The sequence below is a fragment of the Pseudooceanicola sp. HF7 genome, from assembly GCF_011806405.1.
Classification (GTDB): Bacteria; Pseudomonadota; Alphaproteobacteria; order Rhodobacterales; family Rhodobacteraceae; genus Pseudooceanicola.
Genome location: NZ_JAATOW010000060.1, coordinates 1 through 14137, shown reverse-complemented (window position 1 = coordinate 14137; position 14137 = coordinate 1). Strand labels below are relative to the sequence as shown.

13 protein-coding genes, 1 tRNA gene and 1 pseudogene are annotated in these 14137 nt (G+C 66.3%); 9 read left to right on the top strand and 6 right to left on the bottom strand.

Going from position 1 to position 14137, the window contains the following annotated elements:
- Both HCZ97_RS20090 and HCZ97_RS20085 read right to left on the bottom strand, forming a co-directional pair.
- On the bottom strand, positions 1 to 488 hold a 488-nt coding region (locus HCZ97_RS20090; RefSeq protein ID WP_167690894.1), incomplete at its 3' end, for an alpha/beta fold hydrolase.
- A complete protein-coding gene (locus tag HCZ97_RS20085) occupies positions 485 to 862 on the bottom strand; it encodes a hypothetical protein (RefSeq protein ID WP_167690893.1) in 378 nt (125 codons plus the stop codon). The genes HCZ97_RS20090 and HCZ97_RS20085, both read right to left, overlap by 4 nt.
- Before the next feature lie 174 nt (positions 863 to 1036).
- Here HCZ97_RS20085 and HCZ97_RS20080 point away from each other — a divergent pair, with 174 nt between their 5' ends.
- From HCZ97_RS20080 to HCZ97_RS20060, 5 genes and pseudogenes are all read left to right on the top strand, one after another.
- Positions 1037 to 1999, top strand: a complete 963-nt coding sequence (locus HCZ97_RS20080) for an SMP-30/gluconolactonase/LRE family protein (protein ID WP_167690892.1) — start codon at positions 1037 to 1039, stop codon at positions 1997 to 1999.
- Complete coding sequence (locus tag HCZ97_RS20075; RefSeq protein ID WP_167690891.1) at positions 1996 to 2895, top strand: NAD(P)-dependent oxidoreductase; 900 nt, start codon at positions 1996 to 1998, stop codon at positions 2893 to 2895. The genes HCZ97_RS20080 and HCZ97_RS20075 overlap by 4 nt, the downstream gene beginning before the upstream one ends.
- Positions 2895 to 4280: an FAD-dependent tricarballylate dehydrogenase TcuA gene (gene tcuA / locus HCZ97_RS20070; RefSeq protein ID WP_175581794.1), complete on the top strand. Its 1386-nt coding sequence runs from the start codon at positions 2895 to 2897 to the stop codon at positions 4278 to 4280. Before HCZ97_RS20075 ends, tcuA begins: the two co-directional genes overlap by 1 nt.
- Positions 4270 to 5373 (top strand): tricarballylate utilization 4Fe-4S protein TcuB, encoded by a 1104-nt coding sequence (gene tcuB / locus HCZ97_RS20065; protein ID WP_167690889.1) that lies wholly within the window; start codon positions 4270 to 4272, stop codon positions 5371 to 5373. Before tcuA ends, tcuB begins: the two co-directional genes overlap by 11 nt.
- 246 nt (positions 5374 to 5619) lie before the next feature.
- Positions 5620 to 6669 (top strand): annotated as a pseudogene (locus tag HCZ97_RS20060) (IS5 family transposase).
- A 236-nt stretch (positions 6670 to 6905) separates the two neighbouring features.
- Here the strand turns inward: HCZ97_RS20060 and HCZ97_RS20055 are convergent.
- Positions 6906 to 6995, bottom strand: a tRNA-Ser gene (locus tag HCZ97_RS20055).
- A 392-nt stretch (positions 6996 to 7387) separates the two neighbouring features.
- On the opposite strand from HCZ97_RS20055, the gene HCZ97_RS20050 reads away from it, so the two are divergent.
- Complete coding sequence (locus tag HCZ97_RS20050; protein ID WP_167690888.1) at positions 7388 to 8044, top strand: DUF1236 domain-containing protein; 657 nt, start codon at positions 7388 to 7390, stop codon at positions 8042 to 8044.
- Positions 8045 to 8213: 169 nt separating this feature from the next.
- Here HCZ97_RS20050 and ychF read toward each other — a convergent pair whose 3' ends face one another.
- Positions 8214 to 9311: a redox-regulated ATPase YchF gene (gene ychF / locus HCZ97_RS20045; protein ID WP_167690887.1), complete on the bottom strand. Its 1098-nt coding sequence runs from the start codon at positions 9309 to 9311 to the stop codon at positions 8214 to 8216.
- 268 nt (positions 9312 to 9579) lie between these two features.
- On the opposite strand from ychF, the gene trpA reads away from it, so the two are divergent.
- On the top strand, positions 9580 to 10371 hold the full coding sequence (gene trpA / locus HCZ97_RS20040) for a tryptophan synthase subunit alpha (protein WP_167690886.1): 792 nt from the start codon (positions 9580 to 9582) through the stop codon (positions 10369 to 10371).
- Positions 10372 to 10487: 116 nt separating this feature from the next.
- Here trpA and HCZ97_RS20035 read toward each other — a convergent pair whose 3' ends face one another.
- Together HCZ97_RS20035 and HCZ97_RS20030 are read right to left on the bottom strand one after the other, a co-directional pair.
- Positions 10488 to 10781 carry a DUF6525 family protein gene (locus HCZ97_RS20035; RefSeq protein ID WP_254871626.1) on the bottom strand — a complete coding sequence of 98 codons (294 nt, stop codon included), beginning with the start codon at positions 10779 to 10781 and terminating at the stop codon, positions 10488 to 10490.
- 3 nt (positions 10782 to 10784) lie between these two features.
- A complete protein-coding gene (locus HCZ97_RS20030; RefSeq protein WP_167690885.1) occupies positions 10785 to 11993 on the bottom strand; it encodes a GTP-binding protein in 1209 nt (402 codons plus the stop codon).
- 311 nt (positions 11994 to 12304) lie between these two features.
- On the opposite strand from HCZ97_RS20030, the gene HCZ97_RS20025 reads away from it, so the two are divergent.
- Positions 12305 to 13471 carry an alpha-hydroxy acid oxidase gene (locus HCZ97_RS20025; RefSeq protein WP_167690884.1) on the top strand — a complete coding sequence of 389 codons (1167 nt, stop codon included), beginning with the start codon at positions 12305 to 12307 and terminating at the stop codon, positions 13469 to 13471.
- Positions 13472 to 13909: 438 nt separating this feature from the next.
- The coding region (locus HCZ97_RS20020; RefSeq protein WP_217701834.1) for a hypothetical protein at positions 13910 to 14137 on the top strand (228 nt) is incomplete at its 3' end.

Sequence of the window (14137 nt, the reverse complement as noted above, 5' to 3'; positions counted from 1 at the left end):
CAGACCTCTCCCCCATGAACATCGGGCCGGTGCAGCCAGTCCGTGTCGTACCAGGGGTCCTGCCAGGCGGCACCCTGCGCGCCGATCAGCGCCCGGAACCGCTCCGGATGATCGGCGGCAAGCTGGAGCACGATCCGGCCCCCGATAGAGCAGCCAAGCACCACGGGGCGTTCAAGGTCGAGCGCCGCGCAGAAATCCAGGATCATCCCAACATAGGAGTCGGTGCTCAGACGATATTCCTCGTCCTGCCAGCCTTCGGGCGGGCTGGACTTGCCATGCCAGGGCATGTCGAAGGCGATCACGCGGAAACGCGCTGTCACGCTCTCATCCAGCATCAGGTCGCGGTACTGGCGACCATCCGCGCCGGCCGTGTGCAGGCAAAGCAGCGGAATGCCCTGCCCCGCTTCCTCGACATAAAGACGATGCGGACGCCCGCCCAGATCCAGCCGCAGGTAGCGCCCGATGATGGGATCGAACTGTGCGCTCATGCTCCGGCCCTCGGCAACGCAAGGATGTCCTTCACGACCTGCAGGTGACGCATGAGCGGGGTAAAATTGCCCTCGATCCGCATGCGCCCGTGCCGCACCAGGCCAAGGATATCGAAGGCATCAGGCGCGGGAACGGCCTGCCAGTGATCGCGCCAGGCGTCAGGCTCTGCCCGCAACGCTAGGTCCCAACCCTGCATCACACCCTGCCCGGGCAGGCAGGTGAGCACCCCCTCATCAAGCCGCAGCCGCAGGCCCCGGGAACCGGCTTCCAGCAGGACCACGATCTTCGCGCGCCCGGCGCGCCGGACAAGCTGGGGGTGGCTGGCGAACTGCGCAGGCAAGCGGGCAAAGGTTGCCAGAATTTGGTTGGTCATGACGGCTCCGCTGTTGCGCCTAACAGAACAATTGGTCTATTAAGTAGCGAGCCACAGATCGAGAATGCAAGATAAATCTTCTCAAAATCAGACATTGAAGGCGGCGCCCCTTCCTGGCGGCGCCTCAACCCCGCCAAAAAAAGACCAAACTGAATACCCAACAGGAGGCCCGACATGAGAGACACGGCACGGCTGCCGATCCTTTCGGTCAAAGACATCACACACATAGGCCATGACCTCGACCGCCCGGAATCAGTCCATGTGACCGCCGATGGCGGCTTGCTGGTGTCCCACAGGGCGCGCGGCATCAGCCGTATCGCGCCGGATGGCCAGATCGAGACGCGCGGCCCTGCCCCGGCGATCGCCAATGGCGCCGAACTGGTGCCGAACGGCATCGCGCCGCAACCGGACGGCAGCGTGCTGATCGCCAACATCGGCGAAGGCGGCGGCATTTGGCGGCTCGGGACGGACCAGGCCCTGACCCTGGAGGTCATGGAGGCCGAGGGCGTCCCCCTGGCGGCCGCGAACTTCGTGATGACCGACGATTCGGGGCGGATGTGGATCACCGTCAGCACCGTCCAGCAGCCGCGCTTCAACGCCTATTCGGACAAGGTGGCCGACGGGCTGATCGTGCTGGTCGAGAACGGCAAGGCGCGGATCCTCGCGGACGACATCTGCTTTGCCAACGAATGCAGGCTGACGCCCGACGGCACGGGCCTCGTGATTTCCGAGACCTTCTCGCGCCGGATCACCCGCTTCGACCTTGGCCCCGACGGGCTGAGCAACCGCCGCACCCTGGTGCAGTTCGGGCGCGGCGACTTTCCCGACGGGATCCGCTATGACCGCGCCGGCCATCTCTGGGTCACCTGCATCGTCTCGAACCGCCTGTGGCGCGTGGCCCCCGACGGCCAGGCGCAACTGGTGCTGGAAGACTGCGACGAAGCCCTGGTCGACAGGGTCGAAAGCGCCCTGGCCGAGGGCCGCATGGGCCGGGAACATTTCTACGACACCGGCGACAGCCGCCTCGGAAACATCGCCTCCATCGCCTTTTCCACGGACGAAAGCCGCGCCTTCCTCGGATCGCTCTGCGGCACCTCGATCCTGTCCATTCCCGTTCCCCAAGGAGACCAAGCATGACCAACGACACCCCCTCTTCGACCTCCCCGCTGACCCTCGGCTTTGCCGGCCTCGGCGTGATGGGCGAGCCGATCTGCCGCAACATGCTGGTGAAGTCGGGCGCGCAGATGCAGGTCTTCGACCTGTCGGCGGAGCCCGTCGCGCGGCTGGTCGGCTATGGCGCAAGCACCGCCGAAAGCGTGGGCCAGATGGCGGCCAAGGTCGACATCCTGTTCCTGTCGCTTCCCGGCGGCGCCCAGGTCGAAAAGGTGGTCCGCGAAGAGATCCTGCCCTATGGCCGCGAGGGGCTCCTGGTGGTGGACATGAGCACCTCCCCGGTCGGCCTGTCGCGCGATCTCGAGCAGGAGTTGCGCGCCAAGGGCATGGGCTTTGCCGATGCGCCCGTCGCGCGCACCCGCCAGGCGGCCGAGGACGGCACCCTGTCGATCATGGTCGGCAGCTCGGACGCGGACTTTGACACCATCCGCCCGCTGCTGGCCCATGCGGCGACCGACATCACCCACTGCGGCCCGGTCGGCTGCGGCCAGGTGGTGAAGATCCTCAACAACATGGTGCTGTTCGAGACAGTGGTGGCCCTGTCCGAGGCGCTGTGCCTTGGCCGCGCCGCTGGCGTCGATGATGCGCTGCTGTTCGACACGCTGGCCAAGGGATCGGCCGACAGTTTCGCCCTTCGCAACCACGGCATGAAGGCGATGCTGCCGGATGTCTTCCCCACCGGCGCCTTCCCCACGGACTATGCCCTGAAGGACGTCAGCTATGCGCTGGACTTGGCCAACCTGACCGGCCTGCGCGCCCATGGCGCCGAACTGGCGCAGGCGCGGATGGAAAAGGCCCGCGAGGCCGGATTTGGCGATGCCTATTTCCCGGCCCTGGTCCGCGTGATGGATCACGCGTGATGGCGGCCTGGGATGTCCTGGTGGCAGGGGGCGGCAACGCGGCCCTCTGCGCCGCCATCGCTGCACGCAGGGCCGGGTGCAGCGTGCTCGTGCTGGAGAAGGCCCCGAAGTTTTATCGCGGGGGCAACACCCGCCACACACGCAACATGCGCTGTGCCCATGACGCCGCCACCGGCACCCTGACAGGCCCCTATACGGGCGACGAGTTCATGCAGGACCTGCTGCGCGTCACCTCCGGCAACACGGATGAAGCCCTGTCGCGGATGATGATCGACAAGTCCTACGAGATGCTCGACTGGATTCAGCAGCAGGGCGTGCGGTTTCAACCTTCGCTCGGCGGCACCCTCAGCCTCGGGCGGACCAACTCCTTTTTCCTCGGCGGCGGGCGCTCCATGCTGAACGCGCTCTATCGCACGGCCGAGGGCCTGGGCGTCGAGATTCGCTACGAGAGCGAGCTGACCGATGTCGAGATCGAGGGCGCCAGCTTCCGCACCGCGACGGTGCAGTCCCCGTCGGGCGAGACCCGGATCGAGGCGCGCACCCTCGTTGCGGCAAGCGGCGGCTTCCAGGCGGATATCGACTGGCTCAAGCAGGGCTGGGGCGAGCGGGCCGAGAACTTCCTGATCCGCGGCACGCCTTACAACAAGGGCAGCCTGACCCGCGCGCTGATCGACAAGGGCGTGCGCCAGATCGGCGACGCCACCCAATGCCATGCCGTGGCCATCGACGCGCGGGCGCCAAAGTTTGACGGCGGCATCATCACGCGTCTGGACTGCGTTGTCTTCGGGATCGTGGTGAACAAGCGCGCCGAACGTTTCTACGACGAGGGAGAGGACATCTGGCCCAAGCGCTATGCCATCTGGGGGCGCCTCGTGGCCGACCAGCCGGACCAGATCGCCTGGATCCTCTTCGACGCGCCCAACCTGGAGAAGTTCATGCCATCCCTCTACCCGCCGGTCGAGGCCGGCAGCATCGCCGAGCTTGCCGACAAGCTCTCACTCGACCCGGCGCAGCTTTGCGAGACAGTCGAGACCTTCAATGCCTCGGTGGTCGGCGGACGTCCCTTCAACCACGTTGAACCTGACGGCAACCGGACCGAGGGGCTGGAAATCGACAAGACGAACTGGGCCCAGCGAATCGAGACCCCCCCATTCTATGCCTACCCCGTCCGCCCCGGCATCACCTTCACCTATCTCGGGGTGCGCGTCGACGACCGCGCCCGCATGGTGATGCAGGATGGCCGCCCGGCCGAGAACATGTTCGCGGCCGGAGAGATCATGGCCGGCAACGTGCTGGGCCAGGGCTACGCCGCCGGGATCGGAATGACCATCGGAGCCGTCTTCGGACGTCTCGCCGGAGAGGGGGCCGCCGCCCATGTCGCATAGCACCCCCGCCCTGACCGAAGCCGACCGGCTGATGACGGTCTGCAACTCCTGCCGCTACTGCGAAGGGCTTTGCGCGGTGTTCCCGGCGATGGAGCTGAAGCGCTCCTTCAGCGACGGCGACCTGAACCACCTCGCCAATCTCTGCCACAATTGCGGCGCCTGCTACCACGACTGCCAGTTCACGCCGCCGCATGAATTCGCGGTAAACGTCCCCGGGACGCTGGCGCAGGTCCGCACCGAAAGCTACGCGCATTACGCCTGGCCAAAGGCCGCCAGACCGCTGTTTGCCCGCCACGGCACGGCGCTGGCCATCGGCATGACCCTGATCACCGCGCTCTTCATCCTTGGATTCGTCGCCTTGAACGAGCCCGGGGCCCTGCTGACAGCGCATCTGGATGATACCAGGTTCTACGCGATGATGCCGCACGAGGCGATGATCGCCCTCTTCGGTGCCGCGTTCCTGTGGATGCTGCTCGCCGTATTCATGGGCGCCCGCGCCTTCTGGCGCGACGCCGGCACCCCGCAGGTCGGCGCCACCGATCACGCCCAGGCGACCCGCGACGCCGCACAGCTGCGCTATCTCGATGGCGGTGGCATGGGATGTTTCAACGAGGACGAGCAGCCCACCGATCGGCGGCGGCTCTGGCACCACTTCACCTTCTACGGCTTCCTGCTCTGCTTCGCGGCAACCTCGCTTGCGACGGTCTACCACTATGTCTTCGGCTGGCACGCGCCCTACGCCTGGCACAGCGGCCCGGCGCTTTTGGGCATCGCCGGCGGCATCGGCCTCGTGATCGGCCCCATTGGGTTGCTGAGCGCCAAGCGCAGCAGAATGCAGGAGCTGGGCGCGTCAGGATTCCGCGGCATGGAGGTCGGCTTCATCCTGAGGCTGAGGGTCACCGGCGGGAGCGGCCTGGCCCTGCGGGTTCTGGGTGAGACGCCCCTGCTCGGCCCGCTGCTGGCCCTGCATCTGGGTGCTGTGCTCACCTTCTTCCTGAGCATGCCCTACGGCAAGTTCGTGCATGGTCTCTATCGCTATCTCGCGCTTTCGCGCCATGCCCGCGACATGCGCAGGCATCACGGAAGCATCTAGCGCGCAGGCGCGCACCAGGCAGGTGGACCGGGCGAATAGCACATTGCATTGGCCCGGCCTGGCGTCGAATATAGGCTGAGCAGAGATGAAAGATGATCGCGTGAGCAAGCCAGAGACCTCGCTAGGTGTTCAGTCCCGGCATTTGGTGGATCGGATCCCTGATGAATCTTTCGGGCTCTGATGGGCTCTGTTGCATAAATCCCGTGTGGGATTCATCTCATGAATCCAGAGTGGTAGCTGGTGTGCATGAGTAAACCTACGCCCCCGACCTACAAGACCAGGAACCGGCCAGCCTACAATGAAGCGCTCAAGCGTCGGGGCTCGCTGACGATCTGGTTCGGCCCCGATATGAGTTGGGAGGCCGCGCCGACAGGCAGACGTGGCCGGCAGCAGACCTACAGCGATGCCGCCATACAGACGTGCCTCTCGATGAAGGTGTTGTTCGGCATGGCGCTCCGGCAGACGACTGGGTTCGTCGAGAGCCTGCTGCGGCTGGTTGGCCTCAACTGGACGGTGCCCGACTTCAGCACCCTGTCCCGGCGCCAGAAGACCCTGGCCGTGAACATCCCGTATCGCGGCTCCAAGAGGCCGCTGCACCTGCTGATCCCTCTCGGGACATTGCTGCGCAATGCCCTGCCGGGCAGCGGACAGCACCGGCATCAAGGTCGAGGGCGAAGGCGAATGGCACGCCCGCAAGCATGGCGGTCCCAAACATCGCGTCTGGCGCAAGATCCATCTCGGGATTGATGAGGAAACACTGGAGGTCCGCGCTGTCGAGATAACCGGGAGCCACATCCGCCCCTCTCGGCAGCATCCTGCGGATGCGCCTGCCGGGCAGTGGATGCCCCGGTGCTACCCGACCTGCTCGGCCAGATCGCGACGGACGAGCGGATCGGCAGCGTCACCGCCGCCGGTGCCCAAGACACACGTAAATGCCACGACGCTATTGCCGACCGTGGCGCCAATGCCGTCATCCCGCCCCGCAAGAACGCGAAGCCCTGGAAGACCATCACCGCCGGGGCGCTCGCCATTGCCCTCGGACCAATGGCGGACAAAGGCTGGCCTAGAAACGAGGCCCTGCGCGCGGCGAAATACCTGGGCCGCGCGCTCTGGCGACAATGGAGCGGATACCACCGCCGAAGCCGCGCTGAGACGAAGATGCACTGAGTGAAGTTGCTGGGGCAGCGCCTTATGGCGCGGGACTTCGACCGACAGGTCGCAGAGCTCCAGGTCCGCATCGCTATCCTGAACGGCTACACCGCGCTCGGAATACCCGTCACGGAAGTTGTGGGATAAGTCCGTCTGGGACAAGGGGAACTTCGGCCATCACCCGATTTGTGCAACAGAGTCATCTGTGAGCTGAATGAGAGCACTCATCCCCAGAGCCAAGTTAGGGGCGTACGAAAGTAGCTAGCAGCGTCGAAGTGCCTACTACCTCAATTGAGAATTACCAAATGGTAACCGCGCCGCTCCCTAGACGAACATCATCTCAGGTGAATGATCTAGGGAAGCACCCATGTTTCAAGGGCTTATGGCGGAGACGATGGGATTCGAACCCACGAGACCCTTCCGGGCCTACTCCCTTAGCAGGGGAGCGCCTTCGACCACTCGGCCACGTCTCCGCTGACCCGTCTAATGGGGTCGGGATCGGGTGACAAGAGCAAATTGCACCGGCTTTTCACTCCTTTGCCCGCTTCCGAAAGGAAAAGCCGCCGCCCGGATCGCGCGACCCTGCCAGCGCCATACCGTGCAGCAAAGGGGGGCGAGGAGGCCGCGCCAGGGCGCCGCCCGGCAGCAGATCCCCGAAGGACTGACATGACGCGGGGGCAGCCACTTGGCCCGGATCCGCCTGTTTCGCGGCGGCCCGGCAAGACCCCGCCGATCGGTTGGAAGCCGCCCGGAACCGATCCCGCAGACCGGCCGTTGTGCCCCCATCGCAGGGACGGTTCGCCGGCCCAAACCATACCCAGCGCCCCGGCCAGAAGACGCCGGCGCACAAGGAAAGGACGATACAATGTACGCCAAGCTCGCAGGTCTCAGCACCGCCGCCATTCTCACCGCCACCTCCGGCATCGCCGCCACGAATGCCACCGCCACCACAGATCTGAACCTGCGCGCAGGCCCCGCTCCGACGGCAGAGATCCTGGACGTGATCCCCGGTGAAGAGATGGTCTCGGTCGAGCAATGCGCCGAGGCCCTGAAATGGTGCAAGGTCAGCTTCGACGGCACCGAGGGCTGGGCCTATGCGCCCTACCTCACCGCCTCGCTCGACCAGGAGCAGGAGCCGGTCGTCGTCTATGACAACATCACCGCGCTGGATATCGAAACGGTCGATGCGAATGAAGACCGCCGCGACGCGACGGCCGTGGCCGGCGGCGTGACCGCAGGTGCGCTTGCCATGTCGCTGATCGGTGGCCCGGCTGCCGTGGCCGGGGGCATCCTGCTGGGGACCGCCGCTGGCGCCGCCTCCGTGCCGGAAGACACCGTGACCTATGTCACCGAACACCCGGTCGAGCCGGTCTACCTGAACGGTGAAGTCGCCGTGGGCGCAGGAATCCCCGAGGGCGTGACGCTGGCCCAGATCCCGGAAAGCGACTACCGCTATGCCTATGTGAACGGCAACCGCGTGCTGGTCGATACGGATCGCCAGATCGTCCACGTCGTGCGGTAATACCAGCCAAGGGGCGGCGGGCCTCCCCCCGGGGAGCAGCTCCGCCGCCCAGCCCGCCCCTTCAGGGCAGGCTGAAGCAAGAGGCCGGCGCGGGATGCCCCTGCGCCGGCCTTTTTGATGTCTTCTTCCGTTTCGCTGTTCCACGGTTCAGCCGCGGAACAGCCGCGGATCAGGTGTTGAACAGGAAGTGCAGCACGTCGCCGTCCTTGACGATATAGGCCTTGCCCTCGGCCCGCATCTTGCCGGCTTCCTTGGCGCCGCTCTCGCCCTTGAAGGCGATGAAGTCGTCAAAGGCGATCGTCTCGGCCCGGATGAAGCCCTTCTCGAAATCGCCGTGGATCACGCCGGCGGCCTGGGGCGCGCTGGTGCCTGTGCGGATCGTCCAGGCGCGGGCCTCTTTCGGGCCGACGGTGAAATAGGTCTCAAGGTGCAGCAGCTCGTAGCCGGCGCGGATCAGGCGATCCAGGCCCGGCTCTTCCAGCCCCATCTCGGACAGGAACATCTCTGCCTCGTCATCCTCGAGCTGGCTGATCTCTTCCTCGATCTGGGCACTGATGATGACATGGGAATTGCCCTGCCCCGCGGCCATTTCCGCCACGGCCTGCGAATGGGCATTTCCCTCTGCCGCGTCGCTTTCGGAGACGTTGCAGACATAAAGCACCGGCTTGGAGGTCAGCAGCTGCAGCAGTTTCCAGGCGCGCGCGTCCTCTGCATCCACCTCGACCGTGCGGGCGGGCTTGCCGTCTTCCAGCGCGGCCTGCGCGGCGGCCAGCAGGCGATCCTGCTGCTGGGCCTCCTTGTCGTTGCCCTTCAGCTTGCGGACCAGCCCGGCGCGGCGCTTCTCGATGCTTTCCAGGTCGGCGAGCATCAGCTCGGTCTCGATGGTCTCGGCATCCGCCACGGGATCCACGCGGCCGTCGACATGGGTCACATCCCCGTCCTCGAAGCAGCGCAGCACGTGGGCGATCGAATCCGTCTCACGGATATTGGCCAGGAACTGGTTGCCCAGCCCCTCGCCCTTGGAGGCGCCCTTCACCAGGCCGGCGATATCGACAAAGGTCATCCGCGTGGGGATGATCTGCTTGGAGCCAGCAATCGCGGCCAGCTGGTCCAGGCGCGCATCCGGCACGTTGACCTCGCCCACGTTGGGCTCGATCGTGCAGAAGGGGAAGTTCGCGGCCTGCGCGGCAGCGGTCCTGGTCAATGCATTGAACAGGGTCGACTTGCCGACATTCGGCAGACCCACGATGCCCATCTTGAAACCCATTGCCACGCTCCTTTTTGCCGATCCGGCCCTGACGTCCCGCGCCTCATAAATCCAAGGGGCAGAGGCCGCAAGCGCTGCGTGCGCCGCGCCCCGCGTGAATCCGGGCCAGAGGCACATTCCGACGCCCCGGAAGGCAGCCCCGCCGGCCCGGATCGCGCCACATCCGCTTGCCCCGGCCCCCCGCACCCCACCCTGCCCCCTTGCCTCCCTCCGGCTTTTCCGCCACACCCTTTGCGAAACCGGACGACAGACGTGACAGGGGAAGCACATGAGCCGTATCGACGCCAAATTCGCCGAGCTTCGCGCCGCCGGGCGCAAGGGCTTCGTGGCCTATATCATGGCCGGCGATCCGGACATGGACACCTCCCTTTCGGTGATGAAGGGCCTGCCCGCCGCCGGTGTGGACGTGATCGAACTGGGCCTGCCCTTCACCGATCCCATGGCCGATGGCCCGACCATCCAGCTGGCCGGCCAACGCGCGCTGGACGGCGGCATGACGCTGGATCGCACGCTCGCCATGGCCCGCGCCTTCCGCGAAGGCGATGACACCACGCCGATCGTCCTGATGGGCTATTACAACCCGATCTATTCCCGCGGCGTTGAGGCCTTCCTGATGCAGGCCAAGGAGGCCGGAATCGACGGGCTGATCATCGTCGACCTCCCGCCCGAGGAAGACGACGAACTCTGCATTCCCGCCCAGGCGGCCGGCCTGAACTTCATCCGCCTGGCCACGCCCACCACCGATGACAAGCGCCTGCCCAAGGTGCTGCAGAATACCTCGGGCTTCGTCTATTACGTCTCGGTCACGGGCGTGACCGGGGCCGCGGAAGCGGACTCCGATGCGGTCGGCCCGGAAGTGGCGCGCATCAAGGCCAAGACGGACCTGCCGGTGATCGTGGGCTTCGGCATCAAGACGCCGGAACGCGCCCAGACCATCGCCTCGATCTCGGACGGAGCGGTCGTGGGTTCTGCCATCGTCGACATGATCGGCCAGGGCAAATCCGCCGAAGAGGTGCTGGCCTTCGTCAAGACCCTCGCGGACGGCGCCCACGCGGCCTGACCCCGCGCCCGGGCCGCCGCCCCGGGCGGCCCCCCCCGCGAAAGGCGCTCCCGATCCAGCAGGGACGCCCTCAGCCCGTCAGGGCCGCCCCTGCTCTTTCTTCTTGCCAGGAAAACTCATGATCCACGGCCCGCGGACAGCGCCGGCCCGGCCCGTTTGCGCTCTGCGGCCAGCCGCCCGGCTTCGCGCGCATCCATCTCGCGCAGCGCGGCCTCGGGGCAGCCGCCCGTCCGCCCCAGCGCCGCGCGCCAGCAGCGCAGGGCGGAATCCGGCGACCAGGGCAGCGCCGCCTGCGCCAGCCAGGCGCGGACCTCCGGCGGCAGACGATCATAGACCGCCATGGGATCGCGCGCCCGCCGCCGTCGCGCCAGGGCACTGTTGCCGGAATTGCGCACAACAGGCAGCCCCATGGCTCAGCCCGCCTGGCGCCAGCCGGGGAAGGGATCCGGCAGGCCGCGCCAGACCTCCGGCAGGAAAAACTCCTCTGCCACCAGCGCCGCGTCCAGCCGCGCGGTGATCGCGTCCCGGTCCATCCCGGCCCCGATGAAGACCAGCTCCTGGCGCCGGTCGCCCCAGGGCTCCTGCCAGTGCCGCGCCATATAGGCCTGCGCTTCGGGGTGTTCCGGGCGGCTGCCCTCGGGCACAGTGGCCCACCAGCGCCCCAGGGGCCGCACGCTCGACAGCGCCCCGGCCAGGGAAAACTCCGCCAGCCAATCGGGCCGCGTGGCGATCCAGAAATGCCCCTTGGCGCGGATCACACCGGGCAGCGACCCGTTCAGCACGTCATGCACCCGGGTCGGATCAAAGGGCCGCCGCGCGCGGTAGACAAAGGAAGAGACGCCGTATTCCTCCGTCTCCGGAATATGCTCGTCAAAGCCGTAAAGCTCCTTGGCCCAGAGCGGGTGATCATGGGCGCGCTCGAAATCGAACAGCCCGGTGTCAAAGATCGCCTCGGCCGGGACCTGCCCGTAATCCGTCTCGATGATCCGCGCATCCGGGTTCAGCGCCTTGACGATCAGCTTGGCCGCCTCGCGCTGCTGCGGCTCCGCGGTGGAGACCTTATTCAGTACCACCACGTCGGAGAACTCGATCTGGTCCACCAGCAGATCCACCAGCGTGCGCTCGTCGCCCTCGCCCATGACCTCGCCGCGATCCTTCAGGAAATCGTGGCTGGCGTAATCCTTCAGCAGGTTCACCGTATCCACCACGGTCACCATGGTATCCAGCCGGGCGCTGTCGGCCAGGCTGCGCCCGGCCTCGTCGCGGAACTCGAAGGTGGCCGCGACGGGCAGCGGCTCTGAAATGCCGGTGCTTTCGATGAGCAGGTAATCGAACCGCCCCTCTTCGGCCAGCCGGCGCACCTCTGTCAGAAGATCCTCCCGCAGGGTGCAGCAGATGCAGCCGTTGGTCATCTCCACCAGGGTTTCCTCTGACCGGCTCAGCTCTGCCCCGCCGTCGCGCACAAGGTCGGCATCGATGTTGACCTCGGACATGTCGTTGACGATCACCGCCACCCGCCGCCCGTCGCGCCGGTTCAGCACATCGTTCAGCAAGGTGGTCTTGCCCGCCCCCAGGAAGCCGGAAAGGACGGTGACGGGTAATCTGGCATCAGGCTCTGGCATGGTCGCTCCACTATGCATGTTACGTTATAACATCGCCATACCCGACCAGGCCCGCGCCCGCAATCCCCCTCCTGCCCCCCTCCAGCACTCCCACCGGGGGGAACACCCGCCGCCCGCATCGAACGGGCGACGGGCGTCGGGTGGCTGCGCCCCCGCGCCCCCGGCCCCGCCCCCGGCGCTCAACATTCACGCGCCACTCCACGCGCAAACCCCGTCCTGCAGCGCGCAGGCCCCGCCGCTCTCTTGCCCCTTCTGATCCACATTGGTAAGAAAACCTGACCACAGCGCGCAGACGAAGAAAGAGAGTGCTCATGCCCGTCATCACCTGCATCGACGACCTCAAGAGGCTCCACAAGCGCCGCGCGCCGAAGATGTTCTACGACTACTGCGAAAGCGGCTCCTGGAGCGAACAGACCTTCCGCGAGAACACCTCTGATTTCCACGACCTGCGCCTGCGCCAGCGCGTCGCCGTGGACATGAGCGACCGCAGCCTGAAGACCCGGATGATCGGCCAGGATGTCGCCATGCCCGTGGCCCTGGCCCCCGTCGGGCTGACCGGCATGCAGCGCGCCGACGGAGAGATCAAGGCCGCCCGCGCTGCCGAGGCCTTCGGCGTGCCCTTCACCCTCTCCACCATGTCCATCTGCTCGATCGAGGACGTGGCCGAGAACACGACCAAGCCCTTCTGGTTTCAGCTCTACACCATGAAGGACCAGGACTACGTCCGCCGCCTGATCGAACGCGCCAAGGCCGCGAACTGCTCTGCCCTCGTGATCACGCTGGACCTGCAGATCCTGGGCCAGCGCCACAAGGACCTCAAGAACGGCCTCTCCGCCCCGCCCAAGATGACCGCCAAGACCATCGCGGACCTGGCCACGCGCTGGTCCTGGGGGCTTGAGATGCTGGGCACCAAGCGGCGCAGCTTCGGCAATATCGTCGGCCATGTGAAGGACGTGGAGGATACCTCTTCGCTCTCCACCTGGACGTCAGAGCAGTTCGACACCCGCCTGGACTGGAAGAAGATCGAAGAGATCAAGAACATGTGGGGCGGCAAGGTGATCCTGAAGGGCATCCTGGACCCCGAAGACGCGATCATGGCCACCAAGGTGGGCTGCGACGCCATCGTCGTGTCCAACCACGGCGGCCGCCAGCTGGATGGCGCGCTCTCCTCCATCCGGATGCTGGACCCCGTCCTGCAGGCCGTCGGCGGAGAGACAGAGGTCTTCCTGGACAGCGGCATCCGCTCCGGCCAGGACGTGCTCAAGGCCAAGGCCATGGGGGCGGACGGCACGATGATCGGCCGCGCCTTCGTCTACGGCCTGGGGGCCCTGGGCGAAGACGGCGTGCGCCAGGCGCTGGAGGTGATCGCCAAGGAACTGGACACCTCCATGGCGCTCTGCGGTCAGCGCGACATCAACGAGGTCACGCGCGATATCCTGCAGATCCCGGAAGGTTTCTCCGGCCGCTGGGAGGCCTGAGGGCCCATCCCCTCGCCTGACAGTGCCGCCCGCCGCCGGCCCCGCCGGCGGCCCGCACCGCACTGCACGGCGCACCTTCAGTCAACATCTCATACGGATAAGCGAACCGCTTCCGCCCGCGCGGCGAAGGCTGCAAACCTCTTGCGCCAGCCCATTTTCCCGGCTCGCCGCGCACGAAATGCATGATCACTGACATAAGTCCGCTCGTAAGCGGCTGGAACGTCCCGGGCAGCACCGGGGCGATGCCCATGTCCGTCCCGACAAACCGCAGACACATCGCAGCGGATCGTATACGATCCCGCCAAGGGACGGGAATCACGAGCCGCTGCAACAACCTTCGCGGGCGCAGAAAACACTGCGCCGACGATGGCGCGCGGCAGGCTCTGCAATAAAAACCCCCACCAAGGTAAACGGGACACAACAGAGAAAGGGACTTTCATGAAACACCTCTTCACCGCCATGACGCTGGCGCTCAGCCTGCCGGCGGCCTCCGCGATCGCGGATCCGCTGCTGGAGGAGACCCTTGGATTCACCGGCCAGATCTTCTTCCTCGACACGGGGGTTCCGGGGCTGGTGATCGCCGGCGTGCGCGGAGAAGACAGCGCGGTCGTCGGCTTCGGAGAGGTGAAGAAGGGCAGCGGGATCGAACCGAACGGCGACACGGAG